Raw genomic sequence first — 17697 nt, forward strand, 5'->3', positions numbered from 1 at the left:
ACACCATGCAGAAATCTCGCAAACTCCTGACTATCGGCCTGCTCGCTGCAGTCGCCGTTATGGCCATTGCCACTGTGGCTGGTCACCCCATCATCCCGACCGAGGCACTTGCTGCTCTGGGCGCACTTCCATTCGCCATGACCGGTGAGTTGGACAGCAAGGGCCTGAAAGAGTTGCTGGAAAAGCAGGGCCAAGCCTTTGATGAGTTCAAAAGAACCAACGATGAACTGATCAAGGCAAAGGCCGATGGCAAAGCCGTAGCCGATCTGGAAGCGAAACTCGCAAAGCTCAACACTGCTTTCGATGATGCCCAGGCCCAGCTCAAGGCCCTCGAAAAGCGACAAGGCCGGCCTGGCACTGGTGGCGATGCGGACCCGGCTAAGGCAGAGCACAAAGCTGCGTTCGGTAGCTTTCTGCGCAAGGGCGATGACGGCAACCTGGCCGAGCTGCAAAAGAAGGCCTACAACATCACCACCGATGCTGATGGTGGCTTTGCCGTCCCCGAGGAGCTGGATCGCGACATCCTTAGCCTGATGGTGGACGTGTCTCCTATCCGTGAAATTGCCAACGTGAAGACTGTAGGCACCAGCGACTACAAGAAGTTGGTCAACACACGCGGCACAGCCTCTGGCTGGGTGGACGAAGACGACGCCCGTACCGCTACTTCTGGCGCTAGCCTGGCACAGGTCACACCCTTCATGGGCGAGATCTACGCCTACCCCCAGGCCACCCAGCAGATGCTGGACGATGTGTTCTTCGATGCTGAGCAGTTCATCGTGGACGAGTGTTACACCGAGTTCGCTCAAAAAGAAGGTGCGGCCTTTGTCACCGGCGATGGCACGAAGAAGCCCAAGGGCTTCCTGGCCTACGCCACTGCAGCAACAGCAGACGGTGCGCGCGCCTTTGGCACGCTGGAACATGTGGCCACTGGCGTGGCGGGCGACTGGGCAGCGGCAAGCAAGTCGGATGTGTTGATCACCGTGGTGCACAAGCTCAAAGCGGGCATGCGCGCCAATGCGCGCTGGGTGATGAACAAGAACATCATGGCGGAAGTGCGGACCTTCAAGGATATGGAAGGCAACTACATCTGGCGCCCGGGTCTGGAAGCTGGTCAACCCGCCACCCTGCTGGGGTACGGCATTACCGAAGCCGAAGACATGCCCGCCAAGGCCGCAAATAGCCTGAGCATCGCCTTTGGCGACTTCAAGCGCGGATACACCATCGTGGACCGCATCGGCACCCGCATCCTGCGCGACCCCTACACGAACAAGCCCTATGTCGGCTTCTACGTGACGAAGCGCGTGGGCGGCATGGTGGTGGATAGCCAGGCCATCAAGGTCCTGAAGTTCGCGGCTGCCTGATGCCCGAACGGCGGGGTGGGCTTTTGCCTGCCCCGCGTTCACCCACTTCCATTTGAAAGACTGCCATGAAGCTGAAAGTAAACAAGCAGTTTGATTTCGCGCATCGCGGCTGCGAAGTCAAAACCTACCCCAAGGGGGAGGAAATCGACACCGACACTGCCGACCCTGAACTGGTGCGTGTCGCTACCGAAGAAGGCTGGATCGGCAAGCCCAACAAGGTGAGTCGCGAAGCCCAAGAAAAGGCCGAGCGCGAAGCCCAGGAGGCTGCGGACAAGGCGGCGCGCGAGGCCCAAGAACAGGCAGAGCGTGAGGCAGCCGAAGCTGCGGCAAAAGCTCTGGCAGAGCAGGGCGCTGCCGGTAACGGATCGGGCCCCGGCACAGGCCCCGCAGACACCACGAAACCCTGATCTCCCTTCGCCTTGCGCCTGCCACCCTCACGGGTGGGCGGGCGCAAGCCAAAGGCGGAACACACCATGCCCACCATCAAAATCATTGACGCCACGGTAGAGCCGCTCACGCTGGCCGAAGCCAAGGCGCACCTGCGCGAGACGCAGACCGAGACGCACAACGACTTGTTGATCTCCGCCCTGATCACGGTGGCGCGCCAGGCGGCCGAGGATCGGCTGCAGCGCACGCTCCTCACCACCACCTGGCAGCGCACGCTGGACCGCTTCCCGGCCTGCGGTGGCCATGTGGAGCTGTACATGCCGCGCGTGATCGCAGTGACCCAGGTGAAATACGTGGCACCCGATGGCGCAAACCCCACGCTGGACCCTGCGGCCTATGAGCTGGAGCCCACGGCAGAGCCTGGCCTGCTGCTGCCCGCCCATGGCACCAGCTGGCCCGCCACCCGTGTGCGGCCCGGTGCGGTTCAGATCCAGTACACGGCAGGTTATGGCGCCACCGCCGACAAGATCCCGAAGCCCATCGTGCAGTGGATCAAGCTGGCCCTCACCGACCTCTACGAAAACCGCGGCCGCAGTGCCGAGCGGCCCGCACTGCCGCAAGACTTTGCGGACGGCCTGCTGGATACCTACAAGATCTGGAGCGTGTAGCCATGGACCCGGGCAAGCTCAAACACCTCTGCAGCCTGCAGGCCCCCAGCAGCGTGCAAGACGCCGCTGGCCAGCCCATTCCAGGCTGGGCAGAGGTCACCACGTTCTGGGCAGACATCCGGGGCGGGGCAGGGCTGGAGACGATCAAGGCCGGTGCCGTCACCTCGGTGCGGCAGGTCTCCATCCGCACGCGCTACCGCACCGACATTACCGGCGCCATGCGAGTGGTCAGCGGCGGGGTGGTCTACGCCATCCAGGCCGTGCTGCCTGACCTGGTGGGCAGGCAGCACACCGACCTGGTCTGTGAGGTGTTGGCATGAGCCGCGCCAGCATGTCCGCCAGCTACGACTTTTCCAAGCTGGATGCCAGCCTGGACAAGATCACCAAGGTGGCTGAAGAAAGCACGCGCCCGGCCGCGCAGGCGGGCATTCAGGTGTTCTACGACGAAGCCCGCGCGCGCTGCCCGGTGTCTGACCAGGCACACGGGCGCAAGGGCGGGCAGCAGTTTCAACCCGGCAATCTGCGGGACTCGATCTACCAGGCGTATGCAGACGACGAAAGCACGCCCGGCCGTTCGGTGTACCGCACCAGCTGGAACAAGGCAAAGGCGTTCTACGGCACGTTTGTGGAAAACGGCACCAGCAAGATGGCGGCCCAGCCCTTCCTGCGCCCTGCGTATGACGCCGTGCGCAACAAGGCCGCCCAGGCCGCCCGGCGCCGCATGCTGGCCGATGTGAAGAAAGCACTGAAGTCATGAGCGCCGAAACCATCCTTCCTGTCGCGCTGGGCGCCCTGGTGTCCGGCCGCGTGCACCCCGACGTGGCGCCCGAGGGCTCACCGCTGCCGCGCATCGTGTACCAGCAGGTCGGGGGCGTCAGCACGGTGTATGCCGAAGGCGCCTTGCCCACCACAGAGAACGGCCGCTACCAGCTGGCCTGCTGGGCAGAGACGCGCCTGCAGGCCCTGGCCCTGGCCCAGCAGGTGGAGGAGATCCTGGTGGCGCACCCGGTGCTGCAGGTAAAGCCCATCGGCGCGCGCACAGCGGCGCACGAACCCGACAACGGCCTGCGCGGCTACCGGCAGGACTTCAGCATCTGGAGCCCGCGCTAGCCGCAGCGCCACCGCTGTGCACACGTGTGCACAGCCACTGACCGACCACGGCCGCAAGGCCACCCCGTAAAGCCCTGCAGGCATCAGCCCGCAGGGCTTTTTTCTTGCCCGCGAGGGCGTTTCCATTGCCCACCTCGCGTGGGTTTTTTCACTTCTGAAAGGCCCCAACCATGGCTCGTACCCCTTCCGGCACCATCAGTGCCGTCGCCACCGAATTTGCTGCCAGCAAAGTCGTCACGGGAATCTCCAATGCGGCAGAAGCCGTTGTCCAGTGTGTAGCCCACAGCTGCAACCCCAACGACATCGTCGTGATCCAGTCCGGCTGGGCGCGCATCAGCCGCCGCGCCTTCCGCGTCAAGTCGGCGCCCACGGTGGACACCCTGGTGCTTGAACAGGCAGACACCACCAGCCTCACCCTGTACCCGGCAGGTGGCGGCGCGGGCAGCCTGGTCAAGGTCAACACCTGGGTGCAGCTCACCAGCACCCTCAACCCCACCAGCTCCGGTGGCGAGGCCAAAAAGGTCACCTACAAGTTCCAGGAGTCCGACCAGGAGTTCTCGATCAACGACGGCTTCAGCGCCGTGGACCGTGGCTTCGACATGGACGCCGACGCGATCACTACGCCCGGCTACCTGGCCCTGCGCAAGCTGACCGAAGTGCAGATCGACACCGTGATGCGCAAGGTGGCCAAGAGCGGCGCCACCAGCTACCTGCCCTGCACCGTGAACCTGAACGAAGAAGAAATCGAGACCGACGGCCAGATCGTGGTCTGCAAGGTGGCCGTTTCCGGCAACGCCCGCAGCACGCGCTACGCCACCCCCGCCGTCGTCTGACCCCCGGGCTACCCGCCCACACCGAGCACCGACTCTGCCCCGTTCGCCCTTTCGCTGGGGGCGGCGGGGTGGGGCACGGGCTTTTTTCATCCACCCAGCGAGAGAAAGAACCTAATCACCATGTCTACCGACAACACCGCAAAAAGCAAGCCCGTCACCATGCTGACCAGCCTGCGCGACCAGGCCGCCAAGTTCCCTGTGCACCTGGAGCTGCAGCGCCTGGATGGCGAGATGGTGCGCGTCACCATCACCTGCAAGGCCCACGGCAAGCGCGCCTGGAGCCGTCTGCGCAGCCAGCATGTTGACGCCATCCTGGCCGCAGAAAAGGCCATGGCCGAAGCCGAGCAGGCCAACCTGGCGCTCGGTGCTGATGCGTCAGCTGCCAAGCCCTCTGCCCCCCGCCTGGAAGACCTGGTGGACCGTGGCATCACACGCGACGCCGAGTTCTTCGCAGGCATCGTGGACTCGTGGACCCTTCCCGAACCCTGCGATGCCGAGGGCCTGGAGAACCTGGAAGACAACTTTGGCGGTGCGCTGAGCCAGCTGCTGGTTGCCTATGAACGCGCGGTGTACCACGGCCAGTTGGGAAACTCCGGGCCATCGCGCGCGCGCTGATCGAACCGCCGATCACAGAGGCCGAAGCCCGCGAGGCGGGCTTCGAGCTGGAGGACTACGACACGGCAACGCTCGATGTCTGGCCCGAAAACGAGCGCGCATGGCTCTTCTACTGCGGCATTGGTAGCCGCTGGGCCTATGGCCCATCTGGCAGGCCGCTGGGCTTTCGCTGGGAGGCCCTGTACCCCTTGCTGGACCGAGAGGCCCCAGACCCCGAGGACTGGGAAGACCTGCGCTACCAGCTGGAGGTGATGGAGGCCGCAGCCCTGGCGGCCTACACCGAATTTTTCCCACCCCCCAAAAGACGCTAGTGCACACGTGTGCGCTGGCGTCTTTTTCTTTTTGACGCAGGCCCGCCGTGTCCAACGAAGACCTCAATCAGGAAATCAAGTTTGTCGCGGATGCCTCGGGCGTCAAGTCCGGCGTCAGCGAGATCAAGCGCGAGCTGGGCTCCATTGGCCCCGCCGCCGACAAGGCGGGCGCTGCGGGCGCTGCTGGCCTGAACAAGATTGGCGCCGGTGGCGAGGCCGCCGCCCGCAAGATGGACTCGGTGACCAAGAACATGGTCGCCAGCCTGCAGCGCCAGATTGCCGCGTTCGAAGCTGGCGGCACCGCTACGCGGGAATACCAGGAGTCCATTGCCCGCATGCGCGGCGCAGACCTGGGCGCCCTCAAGCCCTACCTGGACCAGCTTGATGCTGCAAAGCGCAAGGCAAACGACGCAGCAGATGCCACGAAGTCATTGGGCGCTGCCGCCACCCTGGCACGCGGCGCCATCGCATCGGCCCTGGCCGGGCTCACCGTGGGCTCGGTTGCGGGCTTTGTGCGCAGCGTGAACGATGGCGTGGACGCGCTCAACGACATCAAGGACGCCACTGGCTCCTCTATCGAGAACATCAGCGCGCTGGAAGACGTGGCCCTGCGCGCTGGCGCCAGCATGGACGTGGTCAGCAGCGCCATGATCAAGTTCAACCAGGTGCTGGCCGATGCCAAGCCTGGCAGTGCGCAAGAGCTGGCCTTGAAAGCCATCGGCCTGAGCGCTGAAGAACTGCGCAGGCTCGACCCTGCCGAGGCTCTGCGCCAGACGGCAGTGGCCCTGTCGCAGTATGCCGACGACGGCAACAAGGCCCGCCTGGTACAGGAGCTTTTCGGCAAGTCCATCAAGGAAGCCGCGCCATTCCTGAACGACCTGGCCGAGAAGGGGCGGCTGGTGGCCACCGTGTCGGCCGAACAAGCGGCCGAGGCCGAGAAGTTCAACAAGCAGCTGGCCGAGATGTCGAAGAACGCCACCGACGTGGCGCGCAGCTTGGTCGGCCCCATGGTCACCTCCATCAATGAGGTGATCAAGAAGTTCAAGGAAGGGCGCGCCGCAGGCCAGGGCTTCATGGCCATTGGCTGGCAGAACTACAAAGACGGCGTCCGCGAATTTTGGACGGGCGAGAAGCCCAGCACGGGCGGCGCCACGGGCAGCTGGGGCGAGCCTGAGCAAACCGAGAAGCCCAGTGTGGGCAACGTGCCCGACCCGGCCGCCATGAAGGCCCAGGCCGATGCCGCCAGAAAGGCCTCGGAACAAGTCCGCAAGGAGCTGTCCGAACAAGCCAAGCTCATGGCCGAGCTGTCGGGCCTGACCGGCTCGTTTGCCGAAGACTGGGCACGGCTCACCGCCGTGTTCACCGACAAGACCGGCGTGGTGAATGTGGAGGCGCTCACCGCTGCCCAGGCGGAGCTGCTCAAAAAGCAGCCCTTCATGGCCGCCACAGCCAAGGCAGAGGCCGATGCGCGCAGGGCCTTGATTGCGGTGTACCAGGAACAGGTGGCGATTCAGGAAGAACTGAACGCCGCCTACGTGGCAGACAGCCGGGCCCGTGAGGCAGGGCGCGCTGCAGTCAGCGACTATGCGCGCGGCATTCAGGAGTCTGCCGATGCGCTGGAGTTCGAGCTGTCGCTCATGGGGCAGACCGAAGAGGCCCGGCGCACCGCCATCGAGCACTACCGCATCGAGCTGGATCTGAAAAAGCAGATCGAGGCCATCGACCGCAACACCGGCTTTAACGAAGCCGAGCGTGAGGAAGAACGCGCCCGTGCCCGTGCTGCTGCCGCCACGGCCCGCCTGACGGCCAGCACTCGCGTGGCCATGGACGAAAGCCGCCGCATGGCGGAGTCCATCCAGGGCAGCCTGACCGATGCACTGATGCGCGGCTTTGAAAGCGGCAAGGACTTTGCAGCCAACTTCCGCGACACGCTCTTGAACATGTTCAAGACGCTGGTGCTGCGGCCGGTGATCAGCTTCATCGTCAACCCAATCTCCAGCGCCGTCTCCAGCGTGATCGGCGGCGTGGTGAACAACGGCCTGTCCATGCTGGGCTTGGGCAACAACTTGTTTGGCGGTGGTGGCTCCATCCTGGGCAACATCGGTAGCGCCGTGGGCAGCTGGTTGGGCCTGGGGGGCGCGGCTACAGGTTTGGGCCTGAGCGCAGGCGTAGGTGGCAGCATCATCGGCGCAGGCATCGGCAGTGGCTTGGGGATTGGGGCCGGGGCCGCAGCTACCGGCACCGGCTTGGGCCTCACCCTGGGCGGTACGGGCCTGGGCATCGGCGCAGGCAGCGCCGGTGCAAGCACTATCGGTGCAGGCATCGGCAGCTCGCTGGGGGGCGGCGCCGCCGCAGGGGGCGGCATCTCCGGCGCCCTTGCTGCTGTACCTGCCTGGGGTTGGGCACTCGCTGCGGTGGCCGTGCTTGCTTCGCTGGCTGACAGCGGTGAAACCCGAGTGGGTGGCCAGTTCGGCGTGGCCTACGACGGCGAGGTTGACAACAACAGGCGTGGCGAGACCTACACATATGAGGGCCAGCAGTACGACCGCGACTTTAGTGGCGGTGCGCGCAACCCATTGATTGACGGGCAAGCCTACCGCCTGGAAGGCGACCCTGTAGAGAATGAGCAGCTGATCCGTGATGCTGTGGCAGGAACGGCCAGGGGCATTAACGAAACACTCAAGGCCCTGGGCAGCGCCGTCACCGTCACGGGGTTCTCCGCAGGGCTGGAGACCTCGGGCAAGGGCCGGGGCGGTGTGTTTGCCGGTGGCACCTTGTCCAACGGTGTGGCCTTCGGCGAAAGCGGGCAGGGCGATAACTACGCGGGCACGCTGTACGAGTTGACCAGTACAAACAGCCCGGACTACGAAACGGCCCTGAAGAACTTCACGCTGGATCTGAAGCAGTCCACCATCCAGGCGCTGCAGGCTGCCACAGACATCCCGGAATCGGTCAAGAAAATGATCGAAGACGTGGACGCAGAGGCCCTGAGCGACGAAGCTGCCAATGCGCTGCTGAGTGCTATCAACACCCAGATTGCTGGGGTTACGGCCTTTCGGGATGCGCTGGGCAACATGGGCCTGGAAGACCTGGCGGGCATTGCTTACGACGTGGCCGTGGCTGTGGCCGAGGCCTCGGGCGGGTTTGAGGCGCTGGGCTCCAACATGACCAGCTTCTGGCAGAACTACTTCACGCCAGAAGAACGCGAGGCCGCCATGCGCGACCGCGTGACCGAGGCGCTTGCCGAGGTGGGGCTGGAGATGCCCGCAACCCGCGAGGAGTTCCGCGCCCTTGTGCTGGAGCTGCTGGCCATGGGCGAGGAGGGCGCCGCTGCGGCCGCTGTGCTGCTGAGCGTGAACGACGAATTCGCAGCGCTCACCGAAGGCGCAGCCTCAGCCGCTGAAGCCCTGGGCATCACGGCGGGCGGTCTGGCCGGGATCATGGGCGATGCGGTGCGCAACTCATCGAGCCGGGGCGAAGCCGAAGAAAAGGCCAGCCAGGGTTTTGAAGAGGCGTTCTACGGCGGCGTGCTGGACACCATGACATCGGCCCTCTCCGAAGGGCTCATGTCTGCCGTGCTGGGGCCGCTGCTCAATGGCCTGGTGGGTGGTGCCATTGCGTCGGGCACCTCGCTGGCCATTGGTGGCGCAGCGGGTGGCGGTGCTGTGGCTGCGGGCGGTGCGGTGGCCGGTGGTGCTGTGGCAGCTGGGGGTGCTGCCGCTGGGGGGGCGGTGGCCTCGGGCGGTGCGCAGGCTGGCGCAGCGATGGCGGCTGGCGGTGAAGCCGCTGGCGGCCGTATCACTGACTTCATCACGTCCGCACGCGAATACATCAGTCAGTTCATGGCCGTGCTGGGTGACCCGGGTGTGCAAGGTGCCATTGGTGAGTTTGCGGGGATGTTCGGCAATATCACCGGCGACTTGTACGAAGGCATGAACACCTTCTTCATCAACAGCAAGTCGATGCCTGCCGTGAGTGGCGGATTGTCGAGCGCCATGGGGGGCGTGGCCGATGCCATGAAGGATCTGACCGACGCGCTGATCGACGAAGTGCGCCGCCTGCGCGGGCTGATGCAAGAGGATTCGCCCGTGCTGCAGGACGTGCTGATGTCCCAGTTTGCCACCGCCACGGCCCAGGCCCGCGCGGGGGACAAGGATGCCCTGGCCAAGCTGCCGCAGCTGTCCCAAGCCATTGAGGCAGCGGCGCAGATCACGGCTACCAGTGCAGTGGACCTAGCCCGCCTGCGTGGCTGGCTGGCGGGCAGCCTGGAGGAGACGCTCAAGGCACGCGGCGTGACGGTGCCCAAGCTGGCCGTGGGCACCAACTACGTGCCGCAGGACATGCTGGCCTACATCCACAAGGGTGAGGCCGTGGTGCCCGAGCGCTACAACCCCGCCGCCGGTATGCAAGTGCCCATGCTGCAGGTGATGCAAGGGCCCCACCAGGGCCAGGAGCAAAGCCTGCTTGAGGAGGTGCGCAGCCTGCGCAGCGAGGTGGTGCAGCTGCGCGAGCAACTGGACGACGCCGCGCTGGATGCGCAGCGGCTGCGCATGGACCAGGCACTCACGGCCGGACGCATCGAGCAGCTGATAGCGATGAAATAGCAAGGGAGAGATATGGCTGATGGCATCTTGATCATGAAGCCCATGGAGGTGACCGAAACGCACCTGGTTTCGTCCACCGTGCCAGAGGCGGATGAGGCGGTCTACAACCCGGCCACGGCCTACGCGCTGAAGGCGCTGGTGATGTGGAAACACTCGGTGTACGAAAACACCCTGGCCGACAACACGGGCAACGCGCCAGACCTGCACCCCGACATGTGGGTGCGCGTGCGGGCCACTAACCGGTGGCGGCTGTTCGATGGCTCCAACAGCAGCCGCACGCAGCAAGCCAACAGCATCAGCTACGTGTTTGCGCCGGGCATGGCGGTGCGCATGGTGGCAGCGCTGAACGTGGTGTCTTGCTCGGGCGTACGGGTGCGGCTGATCGACCCTGTGCGCGGCACCGTGTACGACGTGACCAAGTCCCCGGGCCGCCGCCCCATCCGCTCAGACCCTTGGGAGTGGTGCTTTGGCGTGTGGTCCCAAGGCCTGGGGCTGTCGCTGTTTGAGAACCTGCCCGCCTACCCGCTGGCGCAGCTGCATGTGGACTTCACCGGCGGTCCAAGCCTTGCGGTGGGCTTGCTGATGTACGGCCAGCCGCGCCGCTTTGGGCTGGGCGTGTTGCGCGGCGGCAAGGTGGGGCGGCGCATCTACAGCCGCCGCGAGTTCAACGACTTTGGCGACGTGGAGCTGGTAAAGCGCCCATCGGCCAAAGAAAGCTCGCAGGAGGTGCTGATCCTCAACACCGAGCTGGACGGGGTGCTGGAGTACCTCGACTCGATTGACGCGTCCATCTGCCTGTTTGTGGCCGGGCGCTCCCACTCGGCGAACGTTGTGTATGGCGTGTTTACCAGCGCCGGGGTGCTGCAGTCGCACCGCGACCACTCACTGCTGCAAATTGAAATGCTAGGAGCAACCTGATGTCTTTTCCGAACCTTACCCCCTGGCCTGCGGCGGTCACGTCCGACGACGAACCCGACGTTTTCAGTGCCAAGATGTACGCCCGCATTGCGGCCGAGGCGCAGAACGTTGATGAGCTGAACGCTGCCGGTGCCTACATCGACGCCCAGGTCGCCCTGGTGGACGCCGACCGCATTGCCGCCCAGGAGGCCGTGGGCGATGCTGAGCAGCAGGTGGCGCTGGCCACTGAGCAGGCCGAGATTGCAGGCTTCACGGCCCACTACGTGGGGCAATGGGCGAGCCTTGTTGGCGCGCTGAACATGCCTGCTGTGGTGAAGCATGGCGGCCTGTTCTGGCTGCTTGTCAACAACCTGGCCAACGTCACCACGTCAGAGCCCGGCATGACCAACGACTGGACGCGCATCCCCGGCGTGACCGAAGTGGCCACACCGATCAACGCCGCGCCCGCGCAAGGCGCTGTCAATGTGGGCGCCACCACCGCCATCGTGCTGTCGGCCAATGCCTTTGGCACCATCTACACGGCAGACACGCACACGGCCAGCCAGTGGCAGATGCACACCTCCAATGCGTTTGCCTTCCCGGCTTACGACAGCGGCGAAATCGCGGCCGGCACATCGCACACCCTGGCGCTGGGCGTGGCGGCCGTCAGCACGCTGTACTTTTGGCGCGTGCGCTACAAGAGCAGTCGGGGCACATGGTCCGCATGGTCGCGGTCTACCAGCTTCACGACTGCGGCCGCGTTTAACAGCTACGTGCCAATTCCTACGGCCACGCCTGCCATCGGGTCTGCGCTGGAGGGGGGGTACTACGGGGGCATGGTGTGGCATCAGATTGCGACCTGCAATACCGCGCTGACCCTGGGAACTGGCACCCGCACGATGACCATCTCGGTCAATATGCACGTCACGCCGCTGGTGTATGCCGGGCAGGTGGTTGAGGTGCGCAGCCTTGTGGACCCAACCTATAAGTTTTTCGGCACCGTTACCGGCGCTTCGGGCACCACGCTCACGATCAACTGCACCGCCTTTGGCGGCACGGGGTCTGGGGCGAACTGGTCGGTAAACGTGCGCTATCGCGTCATCGTCTCGCCCAAAGCCTCGGGCGAGACGAACAGCAAGGCGTGGAAGAATGCCAACACCCCCGGGCCCACCGGCACGCACACGCTGGTGGAGGGCTGGCGTGCGACCACTGCAATGACCGCTGCGGGCGATGCCACGGTATACCCCCTGGCGCACTGGGCGCGGGGGCTAAACATCGGCGGCTACACGGACTGGTATTTGCCAGCGCGCGATGAATTCGAAGTGATGTGGGGCAACCTCAAGCCAGCCGGGTTAGTCAACAACTCTTCCGCACGACCAGCAGCGGTGCGCAACTACCAGAACCTGGGCGCGTACGCGGACTTGACCACAGCCAATGGCGCAAATCGAAACTCGGACCCCATCCGCGATCCCTATGCAGCGGGTGTGCCCGCCGTCACTTCGCTGACGCCCTGGTTGTCCGGGGGCAGTGAGGCGTTCCAGTTCGGCGTATCTGGGGGCGTGGGCTACTTCACCTCCACCGAGTACATCGACGCTGCGGCGGTGTATGTCGAGACGAACAGTGCCTACGTCGGCCAGCAGACGTATGCAAGTAAGTCCACCGCCGGTTCTAGCAACTACGCCCGCGCCATCCGCCGCAGCATGATCTAAGAGGCCCCCATGCAGTACATCAAATACACACATGTGGACGCCTTGACCGGCGTGCCCGTGACGGCCGCCCCCGCCGCCAATGGCCCCGCCATGCCCGCCGTGGAGGGCCTGGAATATGTGTGGGCGCGCGAAAGCGCCTACCCCACGGACAAGCCCGAAATGTTTGGCACCTGCCCTGATGGCGTGGCCACCGACTTGCCTGGCGTGCTGGCCGTGTTGACGCAGGAAGACTGGGAAGCGCTGCAGGCCGATGAAATGCTGGCACGCAATCCGGTGCCTGCATCGGTCACCATGCGGCAGGCGCGGCTGGCGCTGCTGTCAGCGGGCAAGCTCGATGACGTGGCGCCCACCATCGCGGCCATTGCAGACAGCACGCAGCGGCGCAAGGCAGAGATCGAGTGGGAGTTCTCCAACGAAGTGCAGCGCCACCACGGCTTTGTGACGGTGCTTGCGCCTGCGCTGGGCCTGACCGATGCGGAGATTGACGACCTGTTCCGCTTGGCGGTGACGCTGTGAAGGCCGCGTTCTACAAAGGCCGCAAGCGCCTGTTCAACCGCATCACCTCCTGGTGGTTGCGCGGGCCGTACAGCCACTGTGAGCTGGTGCTTGGGTTTGATACCAGCGGCCTTGCCATCTGCGCCAGCAGCTCTTTCATGGACGGCGGCGTGCGCGTGAAGCACATGGCCCTGGTGCCCGCGCACTGGGATGTGATCGAGCTGCAGGGCACCCCCGACAACGCCTGGCTGTGGCTGCAGCAGCACCGTGGCCAGCCGTATGACCTGCTGGGCCTGGCGGGCTTTGTGGCCCGCCGCCTTGGGCACAGCAAGGCCAGGTGGCTCTGCAGCGAGGCCGTGGCCGCCATGCTGGGCATGCCCGACGCCTGGCGGTTTGACCCCTGCAGCCTGTGGGCCGCACTCACCAGGCTGCCGCCCAGCGGCACCACCCCAGACCAACCCGCCTCGGCGGGTTTTTTTATGCGCAAGGGAAACCCATGAACTACATCAAGCACCTGCAGGCGGCCGGTGTTCCGGCCCACTACCATGCCGCCGCCGTCAATGCCCTGCAGGGCGCGCGTGAGCGTGCCCAGGGCCTCACCTGGGCCAAGTGGAAGGTGCGGCTGTTCAAGCCCGGCAAGATCGCCCGCCTGCTGGCCTGGCACCACGAACGTCTGGTGGACGTGCGGCCTGATCTGGCGGACTGGGACATTGCCCCCATGGTCAACATCACGGCGCACGGCGACAACGTGCCCTGGCCTGGTGGCCGCCCGGCGCCCGGCGCATGGAGCAACCCCGACCCCACCTCTGCAGAGCACCAGGCCGCAGTGGCTGCCAACTACTGGTGCAAGGGCACCCACCCGCGTTCGCCCGAATCCCGCAAGGCCTGGTACCACCGCAACGCGGGCGAGTACCGCGCCTGGCGCCTGGGCTTGCCTGTGGACCTGGCTGCAGGCGTGCAGGTGTGGCGAGGCGATGGCGTGGCGGTGTACCGCTGCGGCGATGCCTGGCAGCTTGTGGCCACGCAGCAGCTGGCAGGCAAGCTGCACCTGCGCATCCGCGTGGGCTATGAGGTCAGCAATGTGTGGCACGAGCCCACCGGGCAACAGGCGTGGTACCCCATTGCGGGCCATGACCTGCGGGCGCCGGTGACCTGGTCGGTGCTGCCGGGATGGGGGGCGCCGGATGCCTGAACCCACTTCTACATCAGGCGTCAGCCTGGCTGCGTTGTCGATTGCCCTGCTGGGCCCCATGGCCGGGCCGTATGTGCTGATCGTCTTTGCCTCGCTGTCGGGGGCGCTGTGGCCCCTTAGTGCTGCCGACACGTTGAGCCGTTCTGCCGGTGGCTGGTTGCTTTTGCGGTGCACCTTGACTGCCGTGGTGCTTACCTCCGCGCTGTCTCAGGTGCTGCAAAGCCGCTGGCAGATCCCCGTCAATGAGGCCTGGGCTCCCGTGGCGTTCGCTATCGGCGCCTTGGGCAATGGATGGCGGCCGGTCTTTGACGCCGTCAGCGCTGCCCTGCAGGCCCTCGCGGGCCGCTTGGGCGGCAATCAGGAGCCCAAGCCATGAACGCACTACTGATCGCTCACGAGCTGGCCTGTGCGCTGCTCTTTTTCACCGTCTTCTGCCGCATGCAGCGGACTACCAGCGAGACGCGTGCCGGTATCCGGTTCGCGTTCCTCACGCTCGGCACCGTGGCGGGCCTGGGCGTGCCCTGGCCTTTCATCGGTTGGCGTCTGGAGTGGTTCGGCGTGGTCCTGGCGCTCGCAATTGTCCAGGTGCAGCTGGTGACATCGCATTACTGGTCGGGCGGCACGCCCTGGCAATTCAACAAGGAAGGCACCCCATGAAACTCACCCCGCACTTCACGCTGTCTGAACTGACAGCCAGCAACAAGGCGCGCCAGCTCGGGCTGGACAACACGCCCCCGCCCGAGATCGTGCCGCGCCTGGTGCTCACTGCCGAGATGCTGGAACGCATCCGTAGCACGCTGAACGCGCCCATCACCGTGACCAGCGGCTACCGTGGCCGCCAGCTCAATACGGCCGTGGGCGGTGTCACCAGCAGCGACCACACCCAGGGCCACGCGGCCGACATCGTGGCGCCAGGCTACGGCACCCCCACCCAGATCGCCCGCACCCTGGCCCCGCTGGTGTCGGTGCTGGGCATTGGCCAGCTGATCCTGGAGGGCGTGAAGGGCAAGCAGTGGGTGCACGTCAGCACCCGCATACCCGACAAGCCTGCCAACCGGGTGATCACGATCACCGACAAGGGCGCCCAGCTGGGCATTCAGGAGTTGCCATGATCCCCGGCCTTTACACCTACGCCGCCACAGCCCTGGTGGCCGCTGCCATCGCCGCCACCGGCGCCTGGCGCGTGCAGGAATGGCGCTGGGGCGCCAAAGAAGCGCAGCGGATGGAGATCGAGCGCCAGGCCGAAGAGGCCCGGCAAACCGATGCTAGGCAGCAGCGCCAGTTCAACGACACCGCCAGCGGCCGCCACGCGGCCACGGTGGCCACCCTATCCAACAAGCTGGGAGACGCCCGTGCGCAAATCGCTACCCTGTCTGCTGATCGCCAGTGCCTTGACGCTCGCACTGTCGGCATGCTCAACAACCTCGGCGCCGCAAGTTCGCTCGGGTTACGAACCCCTGCCAGCCAACCTGCGGGCGCGGCCGCAGCCGTTGCCGCCCCTGAAACTGACCATACCCCTAGCACCGGCTACGCCAGTGAGCGGGATACCGCAGAGTGGATAGCCATCTGTAAAACACAGCACGATGCGCTGGCCAGCCAGGTCAACCAGATCCTGGACATCGAGGAGCGCCGCCAGCAGGGGGCGCAGTGATGGCCGCCGTGCACACGCATGCACCCCACCAGGGCGCCCGCCCTGGCCCCGGCCGCAGGGCCATCAAACAATTTAATGAGCGCCTTCGGCGAGACCAGCGCGAGCTGGAGAGGGAGCTGCGGGAACGGGTGGGGCGGGGGTGCTATCCGGTGCGGGATGAGGGGGCGCTGCCGCGCATTGATTGACGCCTATTCGATTGCAGTTTCGCCTTCCATCACCTCGCCAGCCAGCCAGGCACCGGTCGCATCCACGCTCAGTAGACGGCTGTGCCCGCCCTTAGCCACCAGTAGCACGTCGATAACCCCGCGCGGGTTGTCGCGCTGGGCACCCTTGTGGTACACGGTGATGCGTTCAAAAGTATCAGCCACCAGCTGGCGGGCCTGCAGGCGGGCGTCCATGTCCAGCTCCAAAACGCCTTTAGCCAGCGACTGCCAAACCTGTTCCACCCCCTCTATGTCAGCGCGCGCCGATTCGGCGAGGTCGCGCTCTGCTGCGGCCGCGCGGTCTTGCCAGGCGGCGCGCTCTGCTTCCAGCTCGCGGGCTCGTTTCAGGAACGTGGCGGGGGCCTGGCCAGCGTCGGCCTGCAGCAGAGCATCGGTCAGTCGCGTGAGCTGGTTTTCAATCTCCAGCAGCCTGGCGTGTGCGGCAGCCAAGTCGGCGCGTGGAGCTGCAGTGCGGTCGCCACGACTCAGGGCCTGCAGGTTCACCAGGTCAGAGCAATAGCCCATGATGGCGCGCTCAATGGGCACCACCGAGCAAGACCCCGCCACGCTGCAGCGCTCGCCATGGTTCACGCGTGTGCACTGCAGCCGCCGGTTGCAGTCGAGGATAGTGCCGTCCGCCTTGCGCTTGTTGGCCATGGTCTGCGCCTTCATCGGCGCACCGCAGTAGCCGCACACCGTGATGCTCATGCCGGTGATCATTGACGGGATATCCCCCTTCACTCGCCTGCGGCCGCGCTGGCCTAAGGCCTGTAGCACCTGGGCTTGCTCTTCGCGGCTGATGACCGGCGGGTAGTAGTTGGCCAGCACGTAAGTTTCACCGTCCAGCTCCACGTGCTTGTCGCCCACCAGGGCAGGGTGGGGCAGCAGGCGCACCAGGTGGCCTGATGAAGGCACCTTACCGCTGATGGTGAGGCCTTCTTCGTGCAGTCGTTTGGCGATAGTGCCCGAGCCCAGGCCGCGCAGGAACATGGCCACGGCAGCGCGCAGAGCGGCCACGCGCTCGGGGATGGCTTGCCACTGCCCGTCCACCACGCGCAGCCAGCTGGGGGCCTGCCCGTATCGCACCAAGCCACGGAAGGCTCCCGACTGCCACCCGAGGCACTGGCGCCGGATGGCATCGCGTACGCGCTTGCTTTTTGTGTCGCTCTCCTCGTGCGCACGGATCATCACCAATAGGCTGTACACCAGATCCATGGGGTTGGCCTTCAGGCGCTCCCGGCTGTACACCTTGTTATCGCTGGCCGTCACCACGGTGATGCCAGCGTTGATGATGGAGGCGAGCTGTGCCTGCGCCTGGATGGGCTCAGCGCGGGACAGGCGGTCCAGGCCCTCCACCACCAGCACCGAGCCGGTGGGCACGTGGCCAGACTCCACGGCCGCCAGGAACACACCCAGCGCGCCGCGCTTGACGTGCGTCTGGTGGTAGGCCGACAGGCCCTCATCGCGCATGCTCAGTTCGGCATCGAGCTGCAGGCCATGCTCTTTGGCCCACGCTTCGGCGTAGGCTGTTTGGCGTTCGGTGCTGTATCCCTCTGCCTGCTTGGCGTCAGAAAACCGCAGGTAGCTGTAAACCCGTTCCCGCATGTGATCGCCTCCCCGATTCATGATGGAGGCGCGAGTTTACTTAAAGTGGCTTGAGG

The 17697-nt window shown here is 65.4% G+C and carries 20 protein-coding genes; 19 read left to right on the forward strand and 1 reads right to left on the reverse strand.

Features of this window, described 5'->3' with window-relative positions; translation table 11 throughout:
• Positions 1-5: 5 nt before the first annotated feature.
• The 19 genes from KW832_RS08975 to KW832_RS09065 all read left to right on the forward strand — a co-directional run bounded on the left by KW832_RS08975 (position 6) and on the right by KW832_RS09065 (position 15833).
• On the forward strand, positions 6-1361 hold the full coding sequence (locus KW832_RS08975) for a phage major capsid protein (RefSeq protein ID WP_218299602.1): 1356 nt from the start codon (positions 6-8) through the stop codon (positions 1359-1361).
• 65 nt (positions 1362-1426) lie between these two features.
• Positions 1427-1768 (forward strand): hypothetical protein, encoded by a 342-nt coding sequence (locus tag KW832_RS08980; protein ID WP_218299603.1) that lies wholly within the window; start codon positions 1427-1429, stop codon positions 1766-1768.
• A gap of 66 nt (positions 1769-1834) precedes the next feature.
• A complete protein-coding gene (locus KW832_RS08985; protein WP_218299604.1) occupies positions 1835-2416 on the forward strand; it encodes a hypothetical protein in 582 nt (193 codons plus the stop codon).
• A 2-nt stretch (positions 2417-2418) separates the two neighbouring features.
• Entirely contained in the window at positions 2419-2736 is a 318-nt protein-coding gene (locus KW832_RS08990) for a phage head closure protein (RefSeq protein ID WP_218299605.1), read from the forward strand.
• A complete protein-coding gene (locus KW832_RS08995; RefSeq protein ID WP_218299606.1) occupies positions 2733-3173 on the forward strand; it encodes an HK97-gp10 family putative phage morphogenesis protein in 441 nt (146 codons plus the stop codon). Before KW832_RS08990 ends, KW832_RS08995 begins: the two co-directional genes overlap by 4 nt.
• Positions 3170-3526 carry a DUF3168 domain-containing protein gene (locus tag KW832_RS09000; RefSeq protein WP_218299607.1) on the forward strand — a complete coding sequence of 119 codons (357 nt, stop codon included), beginning with the start codon at positions 3170-3172 and terminating at the stop codon, positions 3524-3526. The genes KW832_RS08995 and KW832_RS09000 overlap by 4 nt, the downstream gene beginning before the upstream one ends.
• A 170-nt stretch (positions 3527-3696) precedes the next feature.
• On the forward strand, positions 3697-4359 hold the full coding sequence (locus tag KW832_RS09005) for a phage tail tube protein (RefSeq protein WP_218299608.1): 663 nt from the start codon (positions 3697-3699) through the stop codon (positions 4357-4359).
• Between the two features lie 120 nt (positions 4360-4479).
• Positions 4480-4974, forward strand: coding sequence for a phage tail assembly chaperone (locus tag KW832_RS09010; protein ID WP_218299609.1), 495 nt, complete (start codon positions 4480-4482; stop codon positions 4972-4974).
• A gap of 47 nt (positions 4975-5021) precedes the next feature.
• Positions 5022-5285, forward strand: coding sequence for a DUF1799 domain-containing protein (locus KW832_RS09015; RefSeq protein ID WP_255577642.1), 264 nt, complete (start codon positions 5022-5024; stop codon positions 5283-5285).
• A gap of 47 nt (positions 5286-5332) precedes the next feature.
• Positions 5333-9889 (forward strand): hypothetical protein, encoded by a 4557-nt coding sequence (locus KW832_RS09020; RefSeq protein WP_218299610.1) that lies wholly within the window; start codon positions 5333-5335, stop codon positions 9887-9889.
• Positions 9890-9901: 12 nt separating this feature from the next.
• The gene (locus KW832_RS09025) at positions 9902-10807 is read left to right on the forward strand and encodes a carbohydrate-binding protein (RefSeq protein WP_218299611.1); all 906 of its coding nucleotides are present in this window, start codon (positions 9902-9904) and stop codon (positions 10805-10807) included.
• The gene (locus tag KW832_RS09030) at positions 10807-12495 is read left to right on the forward strand and encodes a hypothetical protein (protein WP_218299612.1); all 1689 of its coding nucleotides are present in this window, start codon (positions 10807-10809) and stop codon (positions 12493-12495) included. The genes KW832_RS09025 and KW832_RS09030 overlap by 1 nt, the downstream gene beginning before the upstream one ends.
• Before the next feature lie 9 nt (positions 12496-12504).
• The gene (locus tag KW832_RS09035) at positions 12505-13011 is read left to right on the forward strand and encodes a hypothetical protein (protein ID WP_218299613.1); all 507 of its coding nucleotides are present in this window, start codon (positions 12505-12507) and stop codon (positions 13009-13011) included.
• Entirely contained in the window at positions 13008-13490 is a 483-nt protein-coding gene (locus KW832_RS09040) for a hypothetical protein (protein ID WP_218299614.1), read from the forward strand. The genes KW832_RS09035 and KW832_RS09040 overlap by 4 nt, the downstream gene beginning before the upstream one ends.
• Positions 13487-14182, forward strand: a complete 696-nt coding sequence (locus KW832_RS09045) for a hypothetical protein (protein WP_218299615.1) — start codon at positions 13487-13489, stop codon at positions 14180-14182. The genes KW832_RS09040 and KW832_RS09045 overlap by 4 nt, the downstream gene beginning before the upstream one ends.
• The gene (locus tag KW832_RS09050) at positions 14175-14558 is read left to right on the forward strand and encodes a hypothetical protein (RefSeq protein ID WP_255577587.1); all 384 of its coding nucleotides are present in this window, start codon (positions 14175-14177) and stop codon (positions 14556-14558) included. The genes KW832_RS09045 and KW832_RS09050 overlap by 8 nt, the downstream gene beginning before the upstream one ends.
• Positions 14555-14839 (forward strand): hypothetical protein, encoded by a 285-nt coding sequence (locus tag KW832_RS09055; RefSeq protein WP_218299616.1) that lies wholly within the window; start codon positions 14555-14557, stop codon positions 14837-14839. The genes KW832_RS09050 and KW832_RS09055 overlap by 4 nt, the downstream gene beginning before the upstream one ends.
• On the forward strand, positions 14836-15294 hold the full coding sequence (locus KW832_RS09060; protein WP_218299617.1) for a D-Ala-D-Ala carboxypeptidase family metallohydrolase: 459 nt from the start codon (positions 14836-14838) through the stop codon (positions 15292-15294). Before KW832_RS09055 ends, KW832_RS09060 begins: the two co-directional genes overlap by 4 nt.
• Positions 15291-15833 carry a hypothetical protein gene (locus KW832_RS09065; protein WP_218299618.1) on the forward strand — a complete coding sequence of 181 codons (543 nt, stop codon included), beginning with the start codon at positions 15291-15293 and terminating at the stop codon, positions 15831-15833. The genes KW832_RS09060 and KW832_RS09065 overlap by 4 nt, the downstream gene beginning before the upstream one ends.
• Positions 15834-16021: 188 nt before the next feature.
• On the opposite strand, the gene KW832_RS09070 is transcribed toward KW832_RS09065, so the two are convergent.
• Positions 16022-17641, reverse strand: coding sequence for a recombinase family protein (locus KW832_RS09070; protein ID WP_218299619.1), 1620 nt, complete (start codon positions 17639-17641; stop codon positions 16022-16024).
• Positions 17642-17697: the final 56 nt, after the last annotated feature.

Origin of the sequence: Acidovorax sp. sif0632 (assembly GCF_019218805.1) — a bacterium.
Lineage (GTDB): Bacteria > Pseudomonadota > Gammaproteobacteria > Burkholderiales > Burkholderiaceae_C > Acidovorax > Acidovorax facilis.

Excerpts from the sequence above, each read along its gene's own strand:
- KW832_RS08975 (WP_218299602.1), top strand. The coding sequence starts at position 6 with ATGCAGAAATCTCGCAAACTCCTGACTATCGGCCTGCTCGCTGCAGTC.
- KW832_RS08980 (WP_218299603.1), top strand. The coding sequence starts at position 1,427 with ATGAAGCTGAAAGTAAACAAGCAGTTTGATTTCGCGCATCGCGGCTGC.
- KW832_RS08985 (WP_218299604.1), top strand. The coding sequence starts at position 1,835 with ATGCCCACCATCAAAATCATTGACGCCACGGTAGAGCCGCTCACGCTG.
- KW832_RS08990 (WP_218299605.1), top strand. The coding sequence starts at position 2,419 with ATGGACCCGGGCAAGCTCAAACACCTCTGCAGCCTGCAGGCCCCCAGC.
- KW832_RS08995 (WP_218299606.1), top strand. The coding sequence starts at position 2,733 with ATGAGCCGCGCCAGCATGTCCGCCAGCTACGACTTTTCCAAGCTGGAT.
- KW832_RS09000 (WP_218299607.1), top strand. The coding sequence starts at position 3,170 with ATGAGCGCCGAAACCATCCTTCCTGTCGCGCTGGGCGCCCTGGTGTCC.
- KW832_RS09005 (WP_218299608.1), top strand. The coding sequence starts at position 3,697 with ATGGCTCGTACCCCTTCCGGCACCATCAGTGCCGTCGCCACCGAATTT.
- KW832_RS09010 (WP_218299609.1), top strand. The coding sequence starts at position 4,480 with ATGTCTACCGACAACACCGCAAAAAGCAAGCCCGTCACCATGCTGACC.
- KW832_RS09025 (WP_218299611.1), top strand. The coding sequence starts at position 9,902 with ATGGCTGATGGCATCTTGATCATGAAGCCCATGGAGGTGACCGAAACG.
- KW832_RS09030 (WP_218299612.1), top strand. The coding sequence starts at position 10,807 with ATGTCTTTTCCGAACCTTACCCCCTGGCCTGCGGCGGTCACGTCCGAC.
- KW832_RS09035 (WP_218299613.1), top strand. The coding sequence starts at position 12,505 with ATGCAGTACATCAAATACACACATGTGGACGCCTTGACCGGCGTGCCC.
- KW832_RS09045 (WP_218299615.1), top strand. The coding sequence starts at position 13,487 with ATGAACTACATCAAGCACCTGCAGGCGGCCGGTGTTCCGGCCCACTAC.
- KW832_RS09050 (WP_255577587.1), top strand. The coding sequence starts at position 14,175 with ATGCCTGAACCCACTTCTACATCAGGCGTCAGCCTGGCTGCGTTGTCG.
- KW832_RS09055 (WP_218299616.1), top strand. The coding sequence starts at position 14,555 with ATGAACGCACTACTGATCGCTCACGAGCTGGCCTGTGCGCTGCTCTTT.
- KW832_RS09060 (WP_218299617.1), top strand. The coding sequence starts at position 14,836 with ATGAAACTCACCCCGCACTTCACGCTGTCTGAACTGACAGCCAGCAAC.
- KW832_RS09065 (WP_218299618.1), top strand. The coding sequence starts at position 15,291 with ATGATCCCCGGCCTTTACACCTACGCCGCCACAGCCCTGGTGGCCGCT.
- KW832_RS09070 (WP_218299619.1), bottom strand. The coding sequence starts at position 17,641 with ATGCGGGAACGGGTTTACAGCTACCTGCGGTTTTCTGACGCCAAGCAG.